This is a genomic window from Aurantiacibacter spongiae, from assembly GCF_003815535.1.
GTDB classification, from domain to species: domain Bacteria; phylum Pseudomonadota; class Alphaproteobacteria; order Sphingomonadales; family Sphingomonadaceae; genus Alteraurantiacibacter; species Alteraurantiacibacter spongiae.
The window spans coordinates 2,097,630-2,117,511 of record NZ_RPFZ01000001.1; the positions used below are offsets into that span (position 1 = coordinate 2,097,630).

The following is a 19,882-nucleotide window of genomic DNA, read 5'->3' on the forward strand; positions in this document are numbered from 1 at the left end:
TTCGCAAGGCTCGGCTGGGGGAAACGCACCGGAATCGTTTGTATAAAGTGCGTCGTTGGGCAAAGGACACAGCCCGTCACGCGCGAGGACGGGGAAACTGCATTGCCGCCACAACTCATTTCGCTTGCCGGGATCGCCGCGATCCTGCTGATCGCCTTTCTGCTGTCCGGAGCGAAGCGGCAGATCAGCCTGCGCATCGTCGGTCCGGCGTTCCTGCTGCAGGCCGCCATTGCCGCCATCGTCCTGCGCACCGATGGCGGTGCTGCCGTAATCCAGACCATGGCCAATGGTGTTGCCGCGTTGCTTTCCTATGCCGACGAGGGGACTCAATTCCTGTTCGGCAACAGCGCCGACAATCCCCTTTCCAACACCTTTGCGCTGGGCGCGCTTCCGGTGATCGTGTTCTTTGCCTCGCTGGTGTCGATTCTCTATCACCTCGGCATCATGCAGCGCGTCGTACGCTGGGTGGGCGGCGCCATCGGCTGGATCACCGGCATCTCCAAGGTCGAGTCGCTGGGCGCGGCGGCCAATATCTTCGTCGGCCAGTCCGAAAGCCCGCTGGTGGTGCGTCCCTATCTCGCCGCGCTCGCGCCTTCGCGGCTGTTCACTCTCATGAGCGTCGGCATGGCGGGTGTCGCCGGCACGATCCTCGCAGCTTACGCCGGCCTGCTCGGGGAAAGCTATCTTCCCGTCCTGCTGGCAGCGGCGTTCATGTCGGCGCCCGGCGGTATTCTGATGGCCAAGATCATCATGCCCGACACCGACGCTCCCTCCCCGGAGGCCGAAGGCGAACTGGTCCTGCCGCGCACGCGGATCAGCGCGGAAGGGCCGGCGGCGATCACCGAGAATGCGGAGACGCCGCACGAAGTGGAGGTGGCCCAGCATTTCGACGAAACCGGCCGCGCGACGAACATCATCGAAGCCGCCGCGCAAGGCGCGCAAACCGGTCTCAAGCTGGCCGTGGCGGTCGGAGCGATGGTGCTGACCTTCGTGGCGCTTATCGCGCTCGCCAACGGCATACTGGGCGGGATCGGCAGCTGGGTCGGAGCGGAAGACCTTACCTTTCAGCGAATGCTTGGCTGGGTGTTCGCTCCGATCATGTACCTGATCGGCATTCCGTGGGACGAGGCCCGTCTCGCGGGCGGACTGTTCGGCACCAAGATCGTTCTCAATGAATTCGTGGCCTTCATCGAATTGCGCGACATCGCCGCGGGCGCGTTGAGCCCGCGGGCGCAGGCTATCGTTACCTTCGCGCTGTGCGGTTTTGCCAATTTCAGTTCCATCGCAATTCAGATGGCGGTGACAGGCGGCCTTGCCCCCAATCAGCGCCCCGTCATCGCCAGACTGGGTTTGAAGGCGCTGGCGGCCGGATCGCTCTCCAACCTGATGAGCGCGGCTCTGGCGGGATTGCTGTTGCCGGTATAGACGCGCTTGCCATGTCCGACATCGCCTCCATATCGCTCGCCCGTCCGCTGAACGACATTGCCGACGAGCTTGGCCGCAGCTTTGCCGAATACGGCTTCGCCATCGTGCGCGACCACGCCATTCCGCAGGATCTGATCGATCGCGCGGAAGAGTTGGCCAGACGATTCTTCGCGCTTCCCGAGGCGACCAAGCGCGCCTACCGGATCGAGGGCGGCGGCGGGGCGCGGGGCTACACGCCGTTCGGCACCGAAATCGCCAAGGATGCCAAGGTTCACGACCTCAAGGAGTTCTGGCACGTCGGTCGCAGTCTGCCCGAAGGTCACGAACTGGCCGGGGTCATGGCGCCCAACGTCTGGCCAGACGAAATACCGGCATTCCGCGAGACGTTCTCCGAACTCTATGGCGCCTTCGAGGATACGGGGCGCCGAATCTTGAGTGCGATTGCCATTCATCTCGGCCTCTCGCGCGACTGGTTCGATGCGACCGTGAAGGACGGCAATTCTGTCATGCGCCTGCTGCATTACCCGCCGCTGCCCGATGATGCGCCCGCAGGCGCGCTACGTGCCGCGGCTCATGGCGACATCAACACCATCACCCTGCTGCTGGGAGCGGAGGAAGCGGGTCTCGAACTGCTGGATCGCAACGGCAACTGGCTTCCGATTTCCCCGCCGGAAGGCGCGCTGGCCGTCAATATCGGCGACATGCTCGACCGGCTGACCAACTCGCATCTGCGTTCGACCACCCACCGCGTCGTCAACCCCGGTGGGGAACGAGCACGGCACGCGCGTTATTCCATGCCGTTCTTCCTGCACTTCCGACCCGATTTTCTGATCGAGCCGCTGGATGCATGCGTCGGACCCGGCGAACAGGCGCCGGAACCCATCACGGCGCACGATTTCCTCCAGCAGCGCCTGCGCGAAATCGGTCTCGCCTGATTCGCGCATGGAGGGCGGGACGACCCTGCCGAACCCAACAAAAGTGCCATTTGTGTTGCAGTGCAGCAACAGCGCGCGATTTTCGTTTCGACGCGGAACCTTTTTGCGGGCCCCATGAGGAAAAAAGACCGGCGATGACTTTCAACGGTCACAGAAATCGTCTTAGCGCGACGCCGTAGCCGAACACGGCGCAATTCAGAACATCCGAACTTTCTCACCTAGGGGTCACTTCCGCGATGAAATTCCGTTATCTGCTCGCCACCAGCTTCGCGACCGTTGCGACAGCTGCCATCATGCCGGCAACCGCCTTTGCTCAGTCGACCGGTTCGACCGATTTCGAGGAAGGCACGATCATCGTGACCGGCGCGCTGAACCGTGACGTCGGCGGGGTGGAGATTCCTGAAACGCCGAAGGCCAAGCAGGTTCTCGGCGAAGAGATCATCCGACGTCAGCGTCCGGGTCAGACGGTCAACGACATCGTCAACCTGGTCCCCGGCGTCAGCTTCCAGAACAACGACCCCTGGGGCTCTTCGGGCGGCGGCTTCACCGTGCGCGGCTTCAGCTCCGATCGCGTCTCCCAGACGCTGGACGGCCTGCCGCTGAACGATAGCGGCAACTACGCGCTCTACACCAACCAGCAGGTCGACCCCGAGGTGCTGTCCTCGGTCAGCGTGAACCTCGGCAGCACCGACGTCGATAGCCCGACCGCCTCGGCTGCCGGTGGCACCATCAACATCCGCACACGCGAGCCGAGTGACTTCGCCGCCATCACCGCGACCGGAACCTATGGCGATATCCTGGCCGACGGGGCCGAGGACACCGCCTATTACCGTGTGTTCGGCATGGTCGATACCGGCGACATCACCGGTCACGGCCTGAAGGCCTTCGGTGCGGTAAGCTACACAACCTACGGCGTGCCCTACAACCCGTACGGCCAGATCCGGAAGACGCAGTACAATGCCCGCGTCTGGCAGGACATCGGCACGAACGGCGATTTCGTGTCCATCACCGGCCACTTCAACAAGAACCGCAACAATTTCGCCGGTTCCGAAAGCCTGTCCGATCTGCTCGCATTCTACGATGGCGACCTGAACAAGGAAGATCGCTTCACGCTCTACCAGGGCAGCGGCGAATACCCCTGCACCATCGATTCCAGCACCATCGTCGGGGGTGGCGGCGATCCGGACGTATCCGAGCGCTACGACGACTACAACGGGTGCGGCGCGGCCTTCTACCGTCGATACAACCCGTCCGATACGGGCAATATCCGCCTGGCGTCGCTGTTCTCGATCACCGACAACCTCACCTTCACCTTCGATCCGTCCTATCAGTACGTGAAGGCGAATGGCGGCGGACCCGACGATCTGCGCGAAGGCTTCTTCGACGGTCTGACCGGGGCGTTCAACGGCGGCTACTATTTCGGTCGTGACCTGAACGGCGATGGTGACATGCAGGATCGCATCGCCGGCAACGACCCGAGCCAGACCACGACCGATCGGTACGGCATCGTCGCGAACCTGATCTACGACTTCAACGCCGATCACCGGGCCCGTATCGCCTATACGCTCGATCATGCCCGTCACCGCCAGACCGGGCAGATTGCCGCGATGCTTGCCAATGGCGAGCCGGTGGACGTGTTCGCGATCGATGCACCGCTGCTCGATGTCTATGGCAACGAGGTCAACAAGCGCGATCGTCTGTCCTACGCCATCCTCAACCAGGTTTCGGCGGAATATGCCGGCCATTTCGGCAACCTGACGACCGTTCTGGGTCTGCGCGCGCCGTTCTTCACGCGCGAGCTGAACCAGTATTGCTACACCACGTCGGACAATGGCTACGTCGATTGCCCGGCACCCGGACAGGATCTGACGCAGTACGAAGCGGATAACCCCGACTACGTGCCGCCGGTTTCGCGGACCTACGACTACAACAAGCTGCTTCCCAACATCGGCTTCACTTACGAGTTCGGTAGCGCGATGTCGGCCTTCGGCAACTACGCCAAGGGCTTGTCGGTTCCCGGCACCGATCCGCTGTACGATTCGCTCTACATCGCGGAGGACCAGCGCGCTCGCCCGGTTCCGGAGACGACCGACAGCTTCGATGCCGGCCTGCGTTACACCAACGGCCGTATCCAGGCCCAGCTGACCGGCTGGTACACGCAGTACGACAACCGTCTGGCTTCGGCCTTCGATCCGACGGCCCGCAACGGCGAAGGCGCCGTCGTGTTCCGTAACCTCGGCCGCGTCGACAAGTATGGCGTGGATGGCTCGATCGCCTACCGTCCCACGAACAACACGCTGCTCTATGTTTTCGGGTCGCTCAACGAATCCGAAATCCAGGACGACGTGGAGACGGAGGACGGCTTCCTCGCCACCGCCGGAAACCGCGAATCCGGTACGCCGGAATACAGCTTCGGTGGCCGCGGACAGGTTGCCTTCGGCCCGGCCGAGCTCGGTGTTCAGGTGAAGCAGACCGGACCGCGCTTCATCAACGACCTCAACACCGACAAGGCGCCGTCCTACACGCTGGTCGACCTCGACCTGCGCATCGGCCTCGCCGAGCTCGCCAACGGCACCAACGCCGCGGTTCAGTTCAACGTCACCAACATCTTCGATGAATACTACATCGGGTATTTCGGTGGTTCGCTGGACGGCTTCCCGTTCGCGCAGATCGGCGCACCGCGTGCCGCCAGCGTCTCGTTGATTCTCGGCTACTAATCGAGAGCGGCGATTGCCAAACGAAAGGGGCGGCGGCATCAGTCAGATGCCGCCGCCCTTTTCTGTTCGATGAGAGAAACCCTCGTGTCGCTTCACCAACTTCGTAGCGCGCTTTGCCTGCTGATCGCTTCCGCGCTTGCCGCCTGCGCCTCCTTACCGGTCGAGACCTCGTCGACGCATGTGCAGATACTCGCGATCAACGATTTTCACGGCAATCTCGAAACGCCCTCCGGCGAAACCCGATTCCTTGAAAACGGCACCGAACGCAGCGTGCGCCTCGGCGGGGCGGCCGCGCTCGGCGCGACGCTGGACAATCTGCGTAGCGAGGACACGATCACGGTCGCCGCGGGCGACCTGATCGGCGCAAGCCCGCTCGCTTCGGCGCTGTTTCTCGACGAACCGACCGTGCGCGTCCTTTCCGAGATCGGACTCGACCTTGCCTCGGTGGGCAATCACGAATTCGACCGGGGCATCGCCGAATTGCGGAGAATGCAGGACGGTGGTTGCGAAACCCATACGCGGCGCCAGCCTTGCGCGGTCGAACCCTTCGCCGGCGCCGGCTTCACCTATCTCGCCGGAAACGTCGTCGACGAGGCCGGGACCACGGTGTTTCCCGGTACCGCGATCCGCGACATAGGCGGCGCGCGGATCGGCTTCATCGGCCTGACCCTGCAGGGCACGCCCAATCTCGTCGCTGATTCCGCTACCGAAGGGTATCGCTTCCTGGACGAGGCGGAGACTGCGAACCGCCTGGCCCGGGAGTTGCGCAGCGCCGGCGCGGACACGGTCGTACTGCTGCTGCACGAAGGGGCCGATGTCGATCCGCGCTACAATCTGACCGGCTGCCCCGGCCTGTCGGGGGCCGTCGTTCCCATCGTTGAGCGGCTCGATGCGTCAATCGCGCTGGTTGTATCGGGCCATACACACCAGGCGTATGTGTGCCGCGTTCCCACCGCTGCCGGGGAACAAGTTCTGCTGACTTCGGCCGGCCGCTACGGCTCGTTCGTCACCGATATCGAGATGGACGTGGATGCGGCCACGGGCCGCGTGATCGCCCTCGACGCACGCAACGTCCCGGTGGAAGAAAGCGCGGGACGAAACGCTGCCGCCGATGCGATCGTGCGCCGCTATGTCGCCGCCGCAGCACCCGTCGCGGACCGTGCGGTGGGCCCGATCGATGTCAGCGCCGAGCGCGGCGAGGACTGTATCGACAAGCCGGCACAGGATTTCGTCGCCGACGCCTATCTCGCAGCGGCACGCGCGGCCAGCGAGGAACCGGTCGATGTCGCTTTCGTCAATTCGGGCGGCGTGCGCACCGACCTTTCGGGAGCGGAAGATGGTTTGCTCACCTACGGCGAGATCGCCGCGATGGCTCCGTTCGGCAATGCCATCATGGTCGTCGAGATGACGGGCACGAACCTCAGGGCGCTGCTGGAACAGCAATTCTGCGATAACGGACCGGCGAAGATCTGCCAGTCCGTACTGACACCGTCCGGAAACATGCGTTACGTCGCCGATCTCGACGCGCCGGTAGGGCAGCGGGCCGTCAGCATCGCGTTGGACGGGGAAGCTATCGATCCGGCACGCACGTACCGCATTGCCACCAACAGCTTCCTTACCGGCGGGGGCGACGGCTTCGGCAAGTTCGGCGAGGCCGAGCAATTGCTCAACGCCGGCTTCGACGTCGACGCACTCGAAGCCTATGTCGCTGGGGGAAAGGCCTCGGTGCCGGTCTGCGGACGGGTTAGACGCGCGACTGCGCTCGACTAGCGCAGCGGCGGCTCGTCGAAACTGCGCAGTTTGCGACTGTGGAAGTCGTCGCCCTCGCGATTGAGCATTGCGAGCGTTTCGATTCCGATGCGCAGATGTTGGCTGACCGAGCGTTCGTAGAAGCTGTTGGCCTGACCCGGCAGCTTGATCTCGCCGTGCAACGGTTTGTCCGAAACGCATAGAAGCGTGCCGTAAGGAACGCGGAAGCGATAGCCTTGCGCGGCGACTGTCGCGCTCTCCATGTCGATGGCGACCGCCCGGCTCTGGTTGAAGCGCAGCGCGGAGCGGGTGAAGTGCAGTTCCCAGTTGCGATCGTCGGTGGTCACGACCGTTCCCGTCCGCAACCGCCCCTTCAGCGTCTCCTCGCTGTCTCCCGTCACCGTTCTGGCCGCCCCGAACATCGCAGTCTGTACTTCGGCAATGGGGGGAATCGGTATCTCGGGCGGAATGGCGGAATCGAGAACGTTGTCATCACGCAGATAGGCGTGCGCCAGCACGTAGTCACCGATCGTCTGGCTGGGTCGCAACCCGCCGCAGTGTCCGATCATCAGCCACACTTCGGGACGAAGGACGGCGATATGATCGCAGATTGTCTTGGCGTTGGATGGACCGACGCCAATATTGACGAGCGTGATACCGGTCCCGTCCCTGGCCATCAGGTGATAGGCGGGCATCTGGTGCTTGCGCCAGGTTCCTGCGGCGATCTGCGCCTTGGCGTCTGCCAGATCCTCTCGCGTAAGCTTGGCGCCCGGTACCGACAGCCCGACATAGCCGCTATCCCTGTCGTCGAGCGCATTGAGCGCGAAATCGACGAATTCCTCGACATAGCGGATGTAGTTGGTGAACAGCACGTAGCGTTGGAAGTGGCGTGCTGGCGTACCGGTGTAATGTCGTAAACGGGCAAGGCTGAAATCGGTTCGGAGCGCGTCGAACAGCGCCAGCGGACGGACATCGTCGTTCCCGCCGATCCATGTGCCGTCGGCCACCTCGTCCCCGATCTTGACCAGGTCGGAGGAGGGGAAGTGGCGCGTCAGTTCCGCACTGCCGACCTCCTGCAAGGCGATCCCCGACCCGTCCAGCACGTACTGATACGGCATCTCGTCAGCCGATCGCTCGACGCGAACATCGACCCGGTAATCGCGTACGATGTGCTCAAGTTGCTCCCGCAGGTACGGGCGGAACAGGGCCGGATCGGCAAAGGAGCTGCGATATGTGCCCGGTGCGTTCAGACGCGCATAGGAGCGAGGGGGATGCGAAGCAGGTGCCTCGTCCGCGTAGCGCAAGGTGAGGGCGGGATAGGCAAAGGCACCGGAGTGGCGCGCGTCTGGATCGGGCGGGGTGCGATCGTCCGCGAAGGCGGCAAGCGCCTCCACCAGGTTCGCGCGAGAGCGGTCGTATATGGCTTCCAGATCATCGAGGATGCCGTCGATATCGTCGACTGTCGTTGTCATGCACCCGCCCTCTGGCGCAATCCGCGGCGAATTACCATCGCCGGATCGGCGAAATCACCTGTCGGATGGCTGGGCGAAGACATGGTCGAGATAGGCGGCGAGGCGGATACCCGATTGCGCGAGGCGTTGCTCGGCCGTCCCGACCCATTCCCACTGATAATGGTAGGAGAGAATCGCGGGCGATTCCTGCGTCCCCATGCCTACGTCTTCTTCCGTACCTGTCATCGGGTAGATGCGGTCGCGCAGGGCGACGCTTTCGGCGATCCAGTCCGCCGGATCGTAGTCCCACCACGCAACCGCCTGTTCCGGAGAGATGTGTCGCTCCAGCCGGTCCGCGTATTCGGAAAAGGAGAGCTGTTGCCGACGAAGCATCCCCTCGTCCCATACCCAGTGCAAGTTGGTCGGCTCGTCGAACCAGCTGACGATGAAGTCGTTGCCGCCGCGGTCCGTTCCGTTGCCGGCGTGAAGCGGCATGTGAAGATCGGAAACAATGTGAACCACGAAGCGCAACGCCCGCGCCTTGTCCTGCTTGCTGGCTTCCGGATCGCGCAGCGTTGCGGTAAAGCGTTCGAGAGCGGTTACGGCGTCACCCTCGGGAGGGTGCTCGAGCATGTCGACCGTACGCCCTTCCGGCAGGGTCACATAATGATAGGGGGAGGCGGTTTCCTGCCAGAAGGGATCGGGATTGGACCGTTCCTCGTCGGGCCACGTGCTGGCCTCCGCCAGCCCCTCCTCGCCGAGGATCATGGCGATCTGGGCACGGGTGTTTCCGTTGATATTGTCCTGCGCGATGGTTGCCGTGACACGGTGACCGATCGGCCCCCAGGCAAGGGCGGGCCGGGCGACGAGAGCGGAAATGGCGACAAGCGCGACAGCGAGGGGTCTGATCATGGCGGCGCGGGTAATCCGGTTATATGGCATAAACGTGACCTGCGTATCCGAGCAACGACCGGTCGGACGGAAGAATGGTGGGCGCGGCAAGGATTGAACTTGCGACCCCACCCGTGTGAAGGGTGTGCTCTACCACTGAGCTACGCGCCCGCCGGATATGCTCGCCGCTCGGGCGATTCTTGGCAGGGGCGGGCGTTTGCCACGGGTGGCCCCGCCTGACAAGATGCCGTCGCGTCTGTCTTATCGAAAGGCGGCGAAGAGGTCGAAAAGGTTCCGCCATCCGACCGGCCCGGACGATCCGCCGGCAGGCGAGGAGGCGGCGGGGAAGGCGGCGCATTCAAGGCAGCGCGCCTGCATGCCTTCCACCGCCATGAATCGGTCGAAATCGGCCACGACCCGCCTAAGCCGTGCAGTCTCTCGCCGGGCCAGGAAACCCGTCATGTCGCTCGATCCTCTCGCGTTCTCATCGTCCGCAAGCATACGAGCGAAGATCGAGCCGAACGGCTCGGCGTCCTCGCCCAGGTAGACTACGTCGTAGCTATCCCCGCCGAGTTCGGCCTCCTTGGCTGCCCAGGAGATAGCCGCATCAAGATCGCCGAACTGATCGACCAGCCCTAGCTGGCGCGCCGCACCGCCGTCCCACACGCGGCCCTGGCCAAGCTCGTCGGCGCGTTCTGGCGTAATGTTGCGCGACTGGGCCACGAGCGCGAGGAACTTGCCATATACGCTCGTGACGCCGGCTTGCAGCACGGTATCGACTTCGGGCGTGAAGCCGGCCAGCAGGTCGGGCTGGCCCGAAAGACCGGTGGTTCGCACTCCGTCACTGTTGATACCGTAATCGGCGAGCAGACCCTCGAAGCTGGGCAGCACCGCGAAAACCCCGATTGAACCGGTAAGCGTCTGAGGTTCGGCGAAGATGCGTTGCCCGGCTGTGGACACCCAGTATCCGCCGCTTGCGGCATAATTGCCCATCGAAACCGCCACGGGAACGCCCGCTTTGCGATGTCGCATGACAGCGCGCCGGATGGTTTCTGAACCCGTGACCGTTCCGCCGGGCGAATCGACCCGAACGACAAGAGCGTCCAGATCGTCGTCCAGAGCGTCGTTCAGCAATCGCTCGATCCGCGCCGCTCCGGCCGATCCCGGACCGTCGTCGCCGTCCGATATCTCGCCCGCCACTGTGATAACGCCTACTTTGCCTTCCTTCCCGAACTCGAGATCATCGTCGATATCGGCAATCCACGGATCGAACCCGGTGGCATTGAAGCTGCCCGGTTCGTTCGACCATTCGTCAGCACCGACGACCTGTGCGATCCGTTCGCCCCATTCGGCACGCGTGCCGATCCGGTCCGCAAGACCAGCGGCCAGTGCCGCTTCGGCCAGATCGTTGTTCGATGCCGAAAGCCAGCTATCGATGTCGCTCGTCACGAGATCGATGTTCGCTTCGGGACGCGCGCGGTTCACCCCCGCGCGCCATTCCTGCCACAGGGTCGCGTAGAGCTGCGACAGGTTCTCCCGCGCCGGTTCGGACATGTTCGTCTCGGTAAACGGTTCGACCGCACTCTTGTACGTACCCACGCGATAGACGTTGGCCTTCACGTTGAAGCGATCGAGAGCGCCCTTGTAATAGAGGTTCTCGCCGCCCGGCCCCGTAACGGCGACCCCGCCGAACGGATCGATCCAGATCTCGTCAGCATGGGCGGCGAGCGCCATGGCATCGTCGCTATAGGCTATACCGTAGGTATAAACGGGCTTCCCGGTTTCGCGGAACCGATCGATGGCATCGGCAATTTCCGCCATGTGGACGGCGCCGCCGCCCAGAAAGGTCGACAGGTCAAGCGCCAAAGCGCCGATCCGGTCGTCGCTCGCGCCAGCATCGATGGCATGCACCAGGTCACGCGCCGCGTACTCGCGCACCGGCACCGATTGCGACAGGATCGCGGAAAGGGGATCGATGGGCGCGACTTCTTCCACCACCGTGCCGTTGAGGTCGAGGAGAAGCGCGCCTTCTCGCACTATGCCGGGATTGGGACGCGCGCTCAGCACCGTGAACAACGCGGTGAAGAACAGCAACAGCAGTATCAGCGCCAGCGCATCCTTGATGCCGACCAGCAAACGCCAGACCTTGCGAGCGAAACCCATATTCATATCCCGAGAGTGTAGCCGTGCGGTTTCCCGCTTACGGCCTCGCTGCTTCAAGCGAAAGAGATAAGCGCTTGAGCGATGATCGGTGGTCCGTTAGTGGCGTGGCTTTAATGACATCGGCGCAAGACCCCTCATCGAGTGGCCGCTATCCGGCGGGCAAGCGTGCCTTTCCGCACCGCGACCTCATCGCTATCAGCGAACTCGAGCGACACGAGATCCTCTATCTTCTCGACGAGGCCGAACAGTATGTAGCCTTCAACCGGCAGGCGGCCAAGCATTCGGACAGCCTTGCTGGCCTCACGATCATCAACGCCTTTTTCGAAAATTCGACGCGCACCCTGCTCAGTTTCGAGATCGCCGGAAAAAGGCTCGGGGCCGATGTGATCAACATGCACGCAGCGCAGTCCAGCGTGAAGAAGGGCGAAACGCTCATCGACACGGCGATGACGCTCAACGCCATGCGCGCCGATGCCATCGTCATCCGCCACGGATCCAGCGGGGCGGTGGGCCTTATAGCGGGGAAGGTCTATTGTCCTGTTCTCAATGCCGGAGACGGCAGTCACGAGCATCCGACGCAGGCGTTGCTGGACGCCCTGGCTCTGCGGTCCAGATTGCGGGAGCAGGGGAACGCGGCAGACGATTTCACCGGGCTGAAGGTGGTGATTTGCGGCGACATCCTGCACAGCCGTGTTGCCCGGTCCAATATCCTGTGTCTGCATGCGCTCGGTGCCAGCGTTCGGCTGTGCGCTCCTCCCTCGCTGATGCCTTCGGGGATCGATCGCATGGAAGTCGAACTCCATCATCGCTTCGACGACGCTCTCTGCGGTGCGGACGTGGTCATGATGCTGCGTCTTCAGAACGAACGGATGGACGGGCAATTCATTCCCTCGCCCCGCGAATATCACCACCTCTACGGTCTGACGCCCGAACGTCTGACGCTTGCTGCGCCTGGGGCGATCGTTATGCATCCCGGGCCGATGAACCGCGGGGTCGAGATCGACAGTGCTGTGGCCGACATGGAGGACCGTGCCATCATCACCCGGCAGGTCGAGATGGGCGTAGCCGTTCGCATGGCCTGCCTCGACATTCTGACGCGGCGAGCTCGCGGAATCTCCGGATGGGGCGATGCGGAATGGGTTTGACCGCCGAGCCCACGCTGTCGATTGTCAATGCGCAGGTCGTTACCCCGGCCGGCATTGTCGAGGGGGCGCTCCGTTGTGCGGGAGACGGCATCGAGGATTTCGGCGCTTCCACAGGCCCCCTGGACGGCGACAGGATCGTCGACGCGCGCGGTCGGTTGCTTGCACCGGGTCTCGTCGATCTCGGGGTGTTCGCTATCGACAAGCCGGCGTTTCATTTTGGCGGAATTACCCGTGCTGGCCTGATGCCCGACATGACCCCGCCGCTCGATCATCCGGCTCGCGTGCGGTTCGAAGCACAAAGCGGCAAGCCGGGTCTCTGGGTTCATCCACTCGCGGCGGCCAGCGTTGGGCTCGAAGGACGTCAACTGGCCGAACTGGCTCTGATGCAGGATGCCGGCGCTCGCGCAGTCGCCACGGGACGGCATTGGATCGCCGACAGCGGCGTCATGCTGCGGCTGCTGCAATATGCCGCGATGCTCGATCTGGTCGTGGTCACCCATTCAGAGGATACAGGCCTTTCGGGCCGGGCGGCCGCTACTGCGGGAGAAATGGCGACCCGTCTCGGCTTGCCGAGTGCGCCGAGCGAGGCGGAAAGTCTTGCGCTCGCTCGGGATATCGCGCTGGCCGAAATGACCGGGGCCCGTATTCATGCAAGGCAGGTGACGACGCGCGGAGGCCTCGCTCTGGTGCGCGAAGCGAAGGCGCGAGGGGTCGCTATTACAGCAGGTGTCACACCCGCTCATTTCATGCTTTCTGACCTCGCCTTGCAGGATTTTCGCACCTTCGCACGGCTCTCGCCACCGCTTCGTTCCGAAGAGGACCGGCGCGCCGTGGTCGAAGCCATCGCCGATGCGACGATAGACGTCATCGCCTCGGGCCATGACCCCCGGGGGCCGGAGGACAAGAACCTCCCCTTCGCGGACGCCGCGCCGGGGATGGCGGGGGCCGAGACCCTGCTCGCCATGACGTTGACACTCGTGCGCGACGGCGTGATCGACATGGCTCGCGCCTTCGACCTTTTGGCGCGCAATCCCGCGGATCTTCTTGGAGTGAAGGCCGGCGAACTGCGCGGCGGGTTCGCGGCCGACTTTGCCTTGATCGACCCCGAGGAGCCTTGGGTCGTCGATTCGCGCAAGATGGAGGCGGCCGCCGGGAATACACCGTTCGATCGACAACCCGTTCAGGGCAGGGTGAAGGCGCTCTGGAAAGGTGGAGTGGAAATCGCCCTGTGAGTTTCTCAGGGAAAACCTGCATCGTTACAGGCGCCGCTTTGGGCATCGGCGCGGCATGCACACGACTGCTCGCCGAACGGGGCATCGAAAAGCTTATCCTGGTCGATCGGGAATCTGGAAGCCCCGGTCCGCTGACGACCGATTGCCATGTCGAATGGCTTGTCGGTGACGTAGCTGATCAGGGTTTGTGGCACGAACTGGAGAATTCGGGCGCGGGATCGCTCGACTATGCTTTGCGCGACGCGGGCGTTTCTACCGGCTCGCACATTGTTGACCTGTCTTTTGCAGACTGACGCGGAACACTACGCGCCAACCTGGATGGCATGTTCCTCTCGCTTCGCTCGGTCATGCGAATGGCTCGGGACGGCGCGGCCAACGTCTGCACGGCCTCGGCAAGCGGGCTGAAGGCAGAAGCCGGTACTGCCGCTTACGGTGCGTCGAAAGCGGGCGTGATCCAGTTGGCGAAAGTTGCCGCGAAGGAGGGGGCGGGCCGTGGCATAAGGGTCAATGCCATTGCCCCGGGCGGTGTGGACACGCCCATATGGGAGCGAACGGCTTTCTTTCGCGATCTGGTCGCCGAATACGGGGGCGATCGCCAGGCGGCGTTCGCATCGTTGGCAGCGTCAACGCCCCTCGGGCGGTTCGGGACGGCGCAGGAAGTCGCTGCGCAAATCGCGTTTCTGCTTTCCGATGACGCGGCTACGATAACCGGTACGGTTCTCGTCAGCGATGGCGGATACACGTTGTAGTGCCCCGGGCCTGAAGACGCAGACCCCCATCCAAAGCCTTAGCGCCGGGCGAGACGCACGCCGGTGTCCACCGCCCCCGGCAGGGGATTTGCCGCCGCCCAGGAGATGCAACCGTCGCCTTCGCGCGATGATACGGCGCTGCACATGGCGCGCGCGGAAGCGTTATCGAAGCCACCGGCTGACACGCGCCAGTAGCGTTTGCCCCTGACGATGGCCTGTGTGATCACCATTTCGCGATTGGCGAGTTCGGGATAGCGCCCGACATAAATACCCCAAGCGCGCTGCGCAGCTTGCTGGCTGGCAAAGCTTCCAAGCTGCACGAGATGGGTCGCATTCTCGACAGGCGCACCGATTGTCGTTGTACGGCGAACGGGGCGAGCCGGTTCGGTGCGCGCTGCGGAGTGTGCCGAAGCAAGGCGAGCCGACGAGCGCGCGGCTGGTTCCGCTCGGGCGCGTTCGACCGCGTTCTGCCCGGATTGCGCGCTGCGGCGGGCGGAAACATCCTGCACGACGGGAGAATCGACGAACCGTGTCGAATCGGTAGCGACAGCGTCCAGCGCTCCGTTTGCAGATGATTGGCCGACGAAAGCCGCGGCGAAGGTAACGGGCGAAGGCTCTCGCGGTTCGCCGTAGGTGTCGAGGCCGGGCTCGGGATTAGTCACGGCCGGCAGTTCGCCCTCTACGTCACGGGGCGCTTCGGCCATCGTCGCTGCGGCAGCGAACGCGGCGTCTGCGTTGACGGCCATATGGTCAAGACCCGGATCATTCCCGAGTGCCAGCTGCGCCGGTTGTCCGTTATCACGCACGTTCGCGGGCACGTCGAGCAGCTGCGCCACGCGGGCCCGATAGGCTTCGGCATGGGTGAGCTGCGCCCAGGCAGCCATGCGCTGACCGACCTGATCGGCGGGCACGTCCTGCGCCACCATCAGCCTCGATTCGCGCCAGCGACCCGCCACGGCATAGGCATAGGCCAGGTTCTGACGCATCTTGACCGTATTTTGTCCGGCGCGAATGGCGTTGGAAAGGATTTGAATGCCACGTTCCGGCTCGCCCGAGAGGGCCAGGGCCAGACCAAGGTCGGAAGCGGCGATCTCTCCCTCCCGATCATTCAGCAGCGTGGCGGCTTCCCGGAAGCGGCCTTCGCCGTTCAGGGCGAGTGCCAGGCTGAGCGCTGCGCGGGGGCTGTTGTCGCCCAGCGTCATGGCGTCGGAAAATGCGTCGGCCGCCGATGCGAAGCGTCCCGCGTCAAGATAGGCATTTCCGAGAACCAAGCGGTACGCCGCGTTGCGCGGTTCGCCAAGTACGGCGGCTTCGGCAAGCCGGATGGCGCGGGAAGTCTGGCCTTCCTGCAATTCGTCCTGTGCCATTGCGGCGGCGACGTCCGCGCGGGGCGCCGGGTGGCCGGCACAGCCGCTGAGCATGGCGGCGGCCATGGCTGTACCCAGCCCAAGGCGCAGCATCGGGTTGACGGTGTGCGATCCACTCATGGTGCGAAACCCCCTCAGGATTTGTTGGATTTGCCGGCGACGTGCGCCGCGATCGAATCGAGTTCGGGTATGTCGCCGAGCAGCTTGTCGAGCGCCTCGGTAACAAGCGTCTGCGCACTGCAATCGCGGATCGTGGCAGCGAGGCGCAGCTTGAGATGGCGTTCCGCATCGAGACGCAGCGTGAAGGCCGCGCGGCGACCGCTGTCCTTCGCTCGGTTTCGTGGCCGAACCGGGATGGGCGTGACATTGGCATCGTTCGCGACGGGTCGGAGGCAGGTTTGTTCGTCCTCGCCCATGTCGTTCCAGCCGAGCGCGGACTGGCTGTCGGCCAGATCGTCGAACTCGTCGCCCAGTTCGGCGGTACGGTCGTTCTGCGTCAGCTGGGCACGCATCGCTGGCTTTGCCGTACCTTTGCGGGCCAGCAGCATCGGACCCAATGAGGCAAAGCTCGGACCGTTCATCGCGGAGCCCATCACTGCGCCACCCGGCGGCCGAAATTGCCCTGAGCGCGATGTGCGCCCGCGGCAGCGGCAGCCTTGCTGTTCGGCGCCGCGAATACAGTGCGGCGGAAGTTTTTCTCCAGTCGATCGGCGACGTAGTGCCACAGCGCGGTCACTTCCTGCGCGCTGCGCCCTTCGGGATCGACTTCCATAACCGTGCGCCCGTCGATCATCGAGGCGGCAAAATCGGTGCGGTGATGAATGGTAATGGGCGCCACGGTGCCGTGCTGCGAGAGGGCAACAGCGGCTTCCGAGGTTATCTTGGCCTTGGGCGTCGCCGCGTTGACCACGAAGATCAGGGGCTTGCCGGCGCGCTCGCACAAATCGACGGTAGCGCCCACGGCGCGAAGGTCATGCGGAGAGGGACGGGTCGGTACGACCATCAGTTCGGCGACCGAAATCACCGACTGGATAGCCATGGTAATAGCCGGCGGGGTGTCGATGACGGCCAGTTTGAACCCCTGCTGGCGCAGGATTGCCAGATCGTTTGCAAGCCGGGCGACCGTCGTCTGGGCGAAGGCCGGAAACTCGGCTTCGCGCTCGTTCCACCAATCGGCGAGGGACCCCTGCGGGTCGATATCGATCAGGACGACCGGGCCGGCGCCCGCACGCTGGGCCTGCACGGCCAGGTGCCCCGACAAGGTGGTCTTGCCGGATCCACCCTTCTGCGATGCCAATGCCAATACGCGCAAGGCGATTCCCCCTAAAGTCCATGGCCCGCAACACGTCGCTGAACGGGCCTTCCTCGAAGGGAGATCGCAGACTACCGTTTATTTTGAGTTAATTCGGATCGGCATCTCCTGCACTGGCAATCTCCACTCGCCGTGAAGGTGTCCCCGTGACGGAAGGATCGTTCCTGCCCGCATAAAGACTTTGCTAAGCCATCGTTTACTATGGCATTCCGCAAGCGGGCGTCCGCAAACGGGGAATTTGTCACGATGGACCAGTCGTATTCGACTCCGCTACGGCGGCGCGGTGGTTTGATCGGTGCCGGTTTCGCACTGGCATTCTCAATGTCGCTTGCCGCCCCGCTCCATGCCGACGTTCGCGCCGGGGTCGACGCCTGGAGCCGGGGGGACTACGCTGCGGCCATCGCCGAATGGGAAGGGCCGGCGGCGGCCGGCGATCCCGACGCGATGTTCAATCTCGCGCAGGCTTATCGCCTGGGGCGGGGCGTCGCGCGGGACGAAGGTCGCGCACTGTCGCTTTACCGCCGCGCGGCGGAAGCCGGCCATCCGCAGGCCGCCGATACCTACGGCCTGATGATGTTCCAGGACGGACAACGCGCCGAGGCGCTGCCCTATGTGCAATCCGCCGCGCGGCGGGGCGACCCGCGTGCCCAGTATCTCCTTGGCATCGCACATTTCAACGGAGACCTGGTCGAACGGGACTGGGAACGTGCCTATGCACTGCTGACGCTCGCCAATGCCACCGGATTGCCACAGGCGAGCACCGCGATCGCCCAGATGGATCGCTATATTCCGCTGGACCAGCGCCAGCGCGGCGCGGCCCTAGCGCGCCGGCTCGAATCAGAGGCGGTCGATGCGCGTTCGGTCGAATTGACGGCTGCCGACCTTTCGGTGCAGGGGGCGCCGGTATCCATGCCTTCCCCGTCCCCGACCCGCGCCGACGCCTCGCCTTCGGTCGCGGCTGCACGTGACGCGGTGATGCAGGCGCGCATCGCAACCGGCACGGCAAGTCCCGCGGATGCCGGGGTCAGTTACGCTCTTCGCGACAGCGGGCGCGCGGCCCCCTCCACAACGACCGTGGCGGCAGCGAGCCATCCCGTGTCTTCCCAGAACCCTGATGCGAACACGTCTCCCGAACGCATGTCCCGGCTCGAGGTGTCTCCTGCCAACGCTGCCCGACAAAGCGGTCCGTGGAGAATCCAACTGGGTGCCTTCTCGGTGGACGGCAATGCCGAGCGATTGTGGAACAGGCTTTCCAACCGTGCCGAAATTGCTGGCCGAGAGCGACGTCTGATACCCGCCGGGCGCTTAACGAAGCTGCAGGCGGTCGGGTATGCGAGCCGCGCCGATGCGCAAGACGCGTGCAACTCGCTGCGGCGCTCTGGTTACGACTGCCTTGTGACGCGGGACTGATCGGCTAAACGCGAGCTTTCCGGCAGAGGAAACGCGCCATCAGTACTCACGATCCGGCTTCGGACGACAACCTGCCGACCGCGCGGGCAACGCCGGTCGTTAAGGGTGAGCGAATTCACGCACTGGATTTCATCCGCGGCGTGGCGATACTCGGCATTCTCGTCGCCAACATCACCGCGTTTTCGCACAACCAGCTCGCCTATTACTGGCCCCCGGCGCTACCGGGCGGAGCGACAGCCGGAGATGACTGGATCTGGGTTGTCCAGTTCACGCTGATCGACGGCAAGATGCGCGGAATCTTCGCGATACTTTTCGGCGCGGGGCTGGTTCTGTTCGCCCGGAAGGCCGGAGAGATAGAGGTTGCGACGCAATTGCAGGCGCGGCGTCTCTTCTGGTTGGCCCTGTTCGGCTTCGCTCATTTCGCTCTTCTGTTCGGGGGCGACATCCTGTTCACATACGCCATTGCGGGCATGTTCGCGTTACTCGCCTTGCCGTATGGTGCGCGCGGATTGTTCGTTACCGGAGTGCTCTGGGCGGCGGTCGCGGCGTTGCTGCGAGCTGGGGACTTCGCGCCCTACGCGATCATGGAACTGCAGGCGATGGCCGGTCATGCGCCAGATCAGTATCCGGCGCTCGAAGCATACTGGCAGGGCCGGGTTGCCGACATCATGAACGATGCGCGCGTACTGGCATCGGGCAGTTATCTCGATGTAGTCGCGCAGCGCATCTCGACCGGAGCGGATGAAGCGGGTCTGGCCGTAAGGCTGAACTTCTATGAAACGATACCGCAGATGCTGATCGGCATGGGTCTTTTCAAAGCTGGCCTGTTCACCGACCCCGCCCTGCGCCGCCGATGGCGCGGCTGGGCATGGGGTGGTGCGATCATCGGCGCGGCGCTGCTGCTGGCGACTGCCATCACCCTGATGCGGATGGGCTTTCCGCCCTACCTGACCCAGTTCGCCTACTTCGCGCTAGCGTTGCTGTTCAACCTGCCATTGCTGCTCGGAGGTATCCTCCTCCTGACGCAATGGGCTGATCGTTCAGACGCAACCTGGCTTGGTGAGCGTTTGCGACTGGCGGGGCGCATGGCATTCACCAATTACATACTCACATCCTTCGTGATGATGCTGATATTTCAGGGGTGGGCCGGCGGGCTGTTCGGCACGCTTCACCGCATCGAGTTGCTACCGGTCGTCGCGCTGGGTTGGGCGATCATGCTTACCGTATCGCGGTTCTGGCTGTCGAGATTCCGGTACGGACCTCTGGAATGGCTCTGGCGATGCCTGACTTACTGGCGGATTTTCGACATCCGGCGCACGCATTAAGCAGCGCCCTA

15 protein-coding genes, 1 tRNA gene and 1 pseudogene are annotated in these 19,882 nt (G+C 63.9%); 10 read left to right on the plus strand and 7 right to left on the minus strand.

The window, feature by feature from the left end; genetic code table 11:
- Positions 1–102: 102 nt before the first annotated feature.
- The 4 genes from EG799_RS10205 (at position 103) to EG799_RS10220 (ending at position 6,847) form a co-directional block, all read left to right on the plus strand.
- Positions 103–1,425 (plus strand): NupC/NupG family nucleoside CNT transporter, encoded by a 1,323-nt coding sequence (locus tag EG799_RS10205; RefSeq protein ID WP_123880868.1) that lies wholly within the window; start codon positions 103–105, stop codon positions 1,423–1,425.
- A gap of 11 nt (positions 1,426–1,436) precedes the next feature.
- A complete protein-coding gene (locus EG799_RS10210; protein ID WP_123880870.1) occupies positions 1,437–2,360 on the plus strand; it encodes an isopenicillin N synthase family dioxygenase in 924 nt (307 codons plus the stop codon).
- A 236-nt stretch (positions 2,361–2,596) separates the two neighbouring features.
- Entirely contained in the window at positions 2,597–5,077 is a 2,481-nt protein-coding gene (locus tag EG799_RS10215) for a TonB-dependent receptor (RefSeq protein WP_123880872.1), read from the plus strand.
- Between the two features lie 69 nt (positions 5,078–5,146).
- Positions 5,147–6,847, plus strand: a complete 1,701-nt coding sequence (locus EG799_RS10220) for a bifunctional metallophosphatase/5'-nucleotidase (protein ID WP_123880874.1) — start codon at positions 5,147–5,149, stop codon at positions 6,845–6,847.
- On the opposite strand, the gene EG799_RS10225 is transcribed toward EG799_RS10220, so the two are convergent.
- From EG799_RS10225 to sppA, 4 genes are all read right to left on the minus strand, one after another.
- A complete protein-coding gene (locus EG799_RS10225; protein WP_123880876.1) occupies positions 6,844–8,298 on the minus strand; it encodes an AMP nucleosidase in 1,455 nt (484 codons plus the stop codon). The two genes, EG799_RS10220 and EG799_RS10225, sit on opposite strands and share 4 nt — an antisense overlap.
- A 54-nt stretch (positions 8,299–8,352) precedes the next feature.
- Entirely contained in the window at positions 8,353–9,189 is an 837-nt protein-coding gene (locus tag EG799_RS10230; RefSeq protein WP_123880878.1) for a S1/P1 nuclease, read from the minus strand.
- 75 nt (positions 9,190–9,264) lie between these two features.
- Positions 9,265–9,339 (minus strand) — tRNA-Val (locus EG799_RS10235).
- A gap of 90 nt (positions 9,340–9,429) precedes the next feature.
- The gene (sppA, locus tag EG799_RS10240) at positions 9,430–11,331 is read right to left on the minus strand and encodes a signal peptide peptidase SppA (protein WP_123880880.1); all 1,902 of its coding nucleotides are present in this window, start codon (positions 11,329–11,331) and stop codon (positions 9,430–9,432) included.
- Between the two features lie 113 nt (positions 11,332–11,444).
- Between sppA and EG799_RS10245 the strand changes: the two genes are divergently transcribed.
- From EG799_RS10245 to EG799_RS14235, 4 genes and pseudogenes are all read left to right on the plus strand, one after another.
- The gene (locus EG799_RS10245) at positions 11,445–12,476 is read left to right on the plus strand and encodes an aspartate carbamoyltransferase catalytic subunit (protein ID WP_123880882.1); all 1,032 of its coding nucleotides are present in this window, start codon (positions 11,445–11,447) and stop codon (positions 12,474–12,476) included.
- On the plus strand, positions 12,467–13,708 hold the full coding sequence (locus EG799_RS10250) for a dihydroorotase (RefSeq protein WP_181950895.1): 1,242 nt from the start codon (positions 12,467–12,469) through the stop codon (positions 13,706–13,708). Before EG799_RS10245 ends, EG799_RS10250 begins: the two co-directional genes overlap by 10 nt.
- Entirely contained in the window at positions 13,705–14,001 is a 297-nt protein-coding gene (locus tag EG799_RS14230) for an SDR family oxidoreductase (RefSeq protein ID WP_234029118.1), read from the plus strand. Before EG799_RS10250 ends, EG799_RS14230 begins: the two co-directional genes overlap by 4 nt.
- Before the next feature lie 18 nt (positions 14,002–14,019).
- Positions 14,020–14,457: pseudogene (locus tag EG799_RS14235) on the plus strand (SDR family oxidoreductase); the annotation flags it as partial.
- A gap of 38 nt (positions 14,458–14,495) precedes the next feature.
- On the opposite strand, the gene EG799_RS10260 reads toward EG799_RS14235, so the two are convergent.
- The 3 genes from EG799_RS10260 to EG799_RS10270 form a co-directional block, all read right to left on the minus strand.
- Complete coding sequence (locus EG799_RS10260) at positions 14,496–15,944, minus strand: SPOR domain-containing protein (RefSeq protein ID WP_123880884.1); 1,449 nt, start codon at positions 15,942–15,944, stop codon at positions 14,496–14,498.
- A 14-nt stretch (positions 15,945–15,958) separates the two neighbouring features.
- Positions 15,959–16,336 carry a hypothetical protein gene (locus EG799_RS10265; RefSeq protein WP_234029120.1) on the minus strand — a complete coding sequence of 126 codons (378 nt, stop codon included), beginning with the start codon at positions 16,334–16,336 and terminating at the stop codon, positions 15,959–15,961.
- Positions 16,337–16,416: 80 nt separating this feature from the next.
- The gene (locus EG799_RS10270) at positions 16,417–17,136 is read right to left on the minus strand and encodes a ParA family protein (protein WP_123880886.1); all 720 of its coding nucleotides are present in this window, start codon (positions 17,134–17,136) and stop codon (positions 16,417–16,419) included.
- 246 nt (positions 17,137–17,382) lie between these two features.
- Between EG799_RS10270 and EG799_RS10275 the strand changes: the two genes are divergently transcribed.
- Positions 17,383–18,546 carry an SPOR domain-containing protein gene (locus EG799_RS10275; RefSeq protein ID WP_234029121.1) on the plus strand — a complete coding sequence of 388 codons (1,164 nt, stop codon included), beginning with the start codon at positions 17,383–17,385 and terminating at the stop codon, positions 18,544–18,546.
- 140 nt (positions 18,547–18,686) lie between these two features.
- The gene (locus tag EG799_RS10280) at positions 18,687–19,871 is read left to right on the plus strand and encodes a DUF418 domain-containing protein (protein WP_123880889.1); all 1,185 of its coding nucleotides are present in this window, start codon (positions 18,687–18,689) and stop codon (positions 19,869–19,871) included.
- The last annotated feature ends 11 nt before the right edge of the window (positions 19,872–19,882 follow it).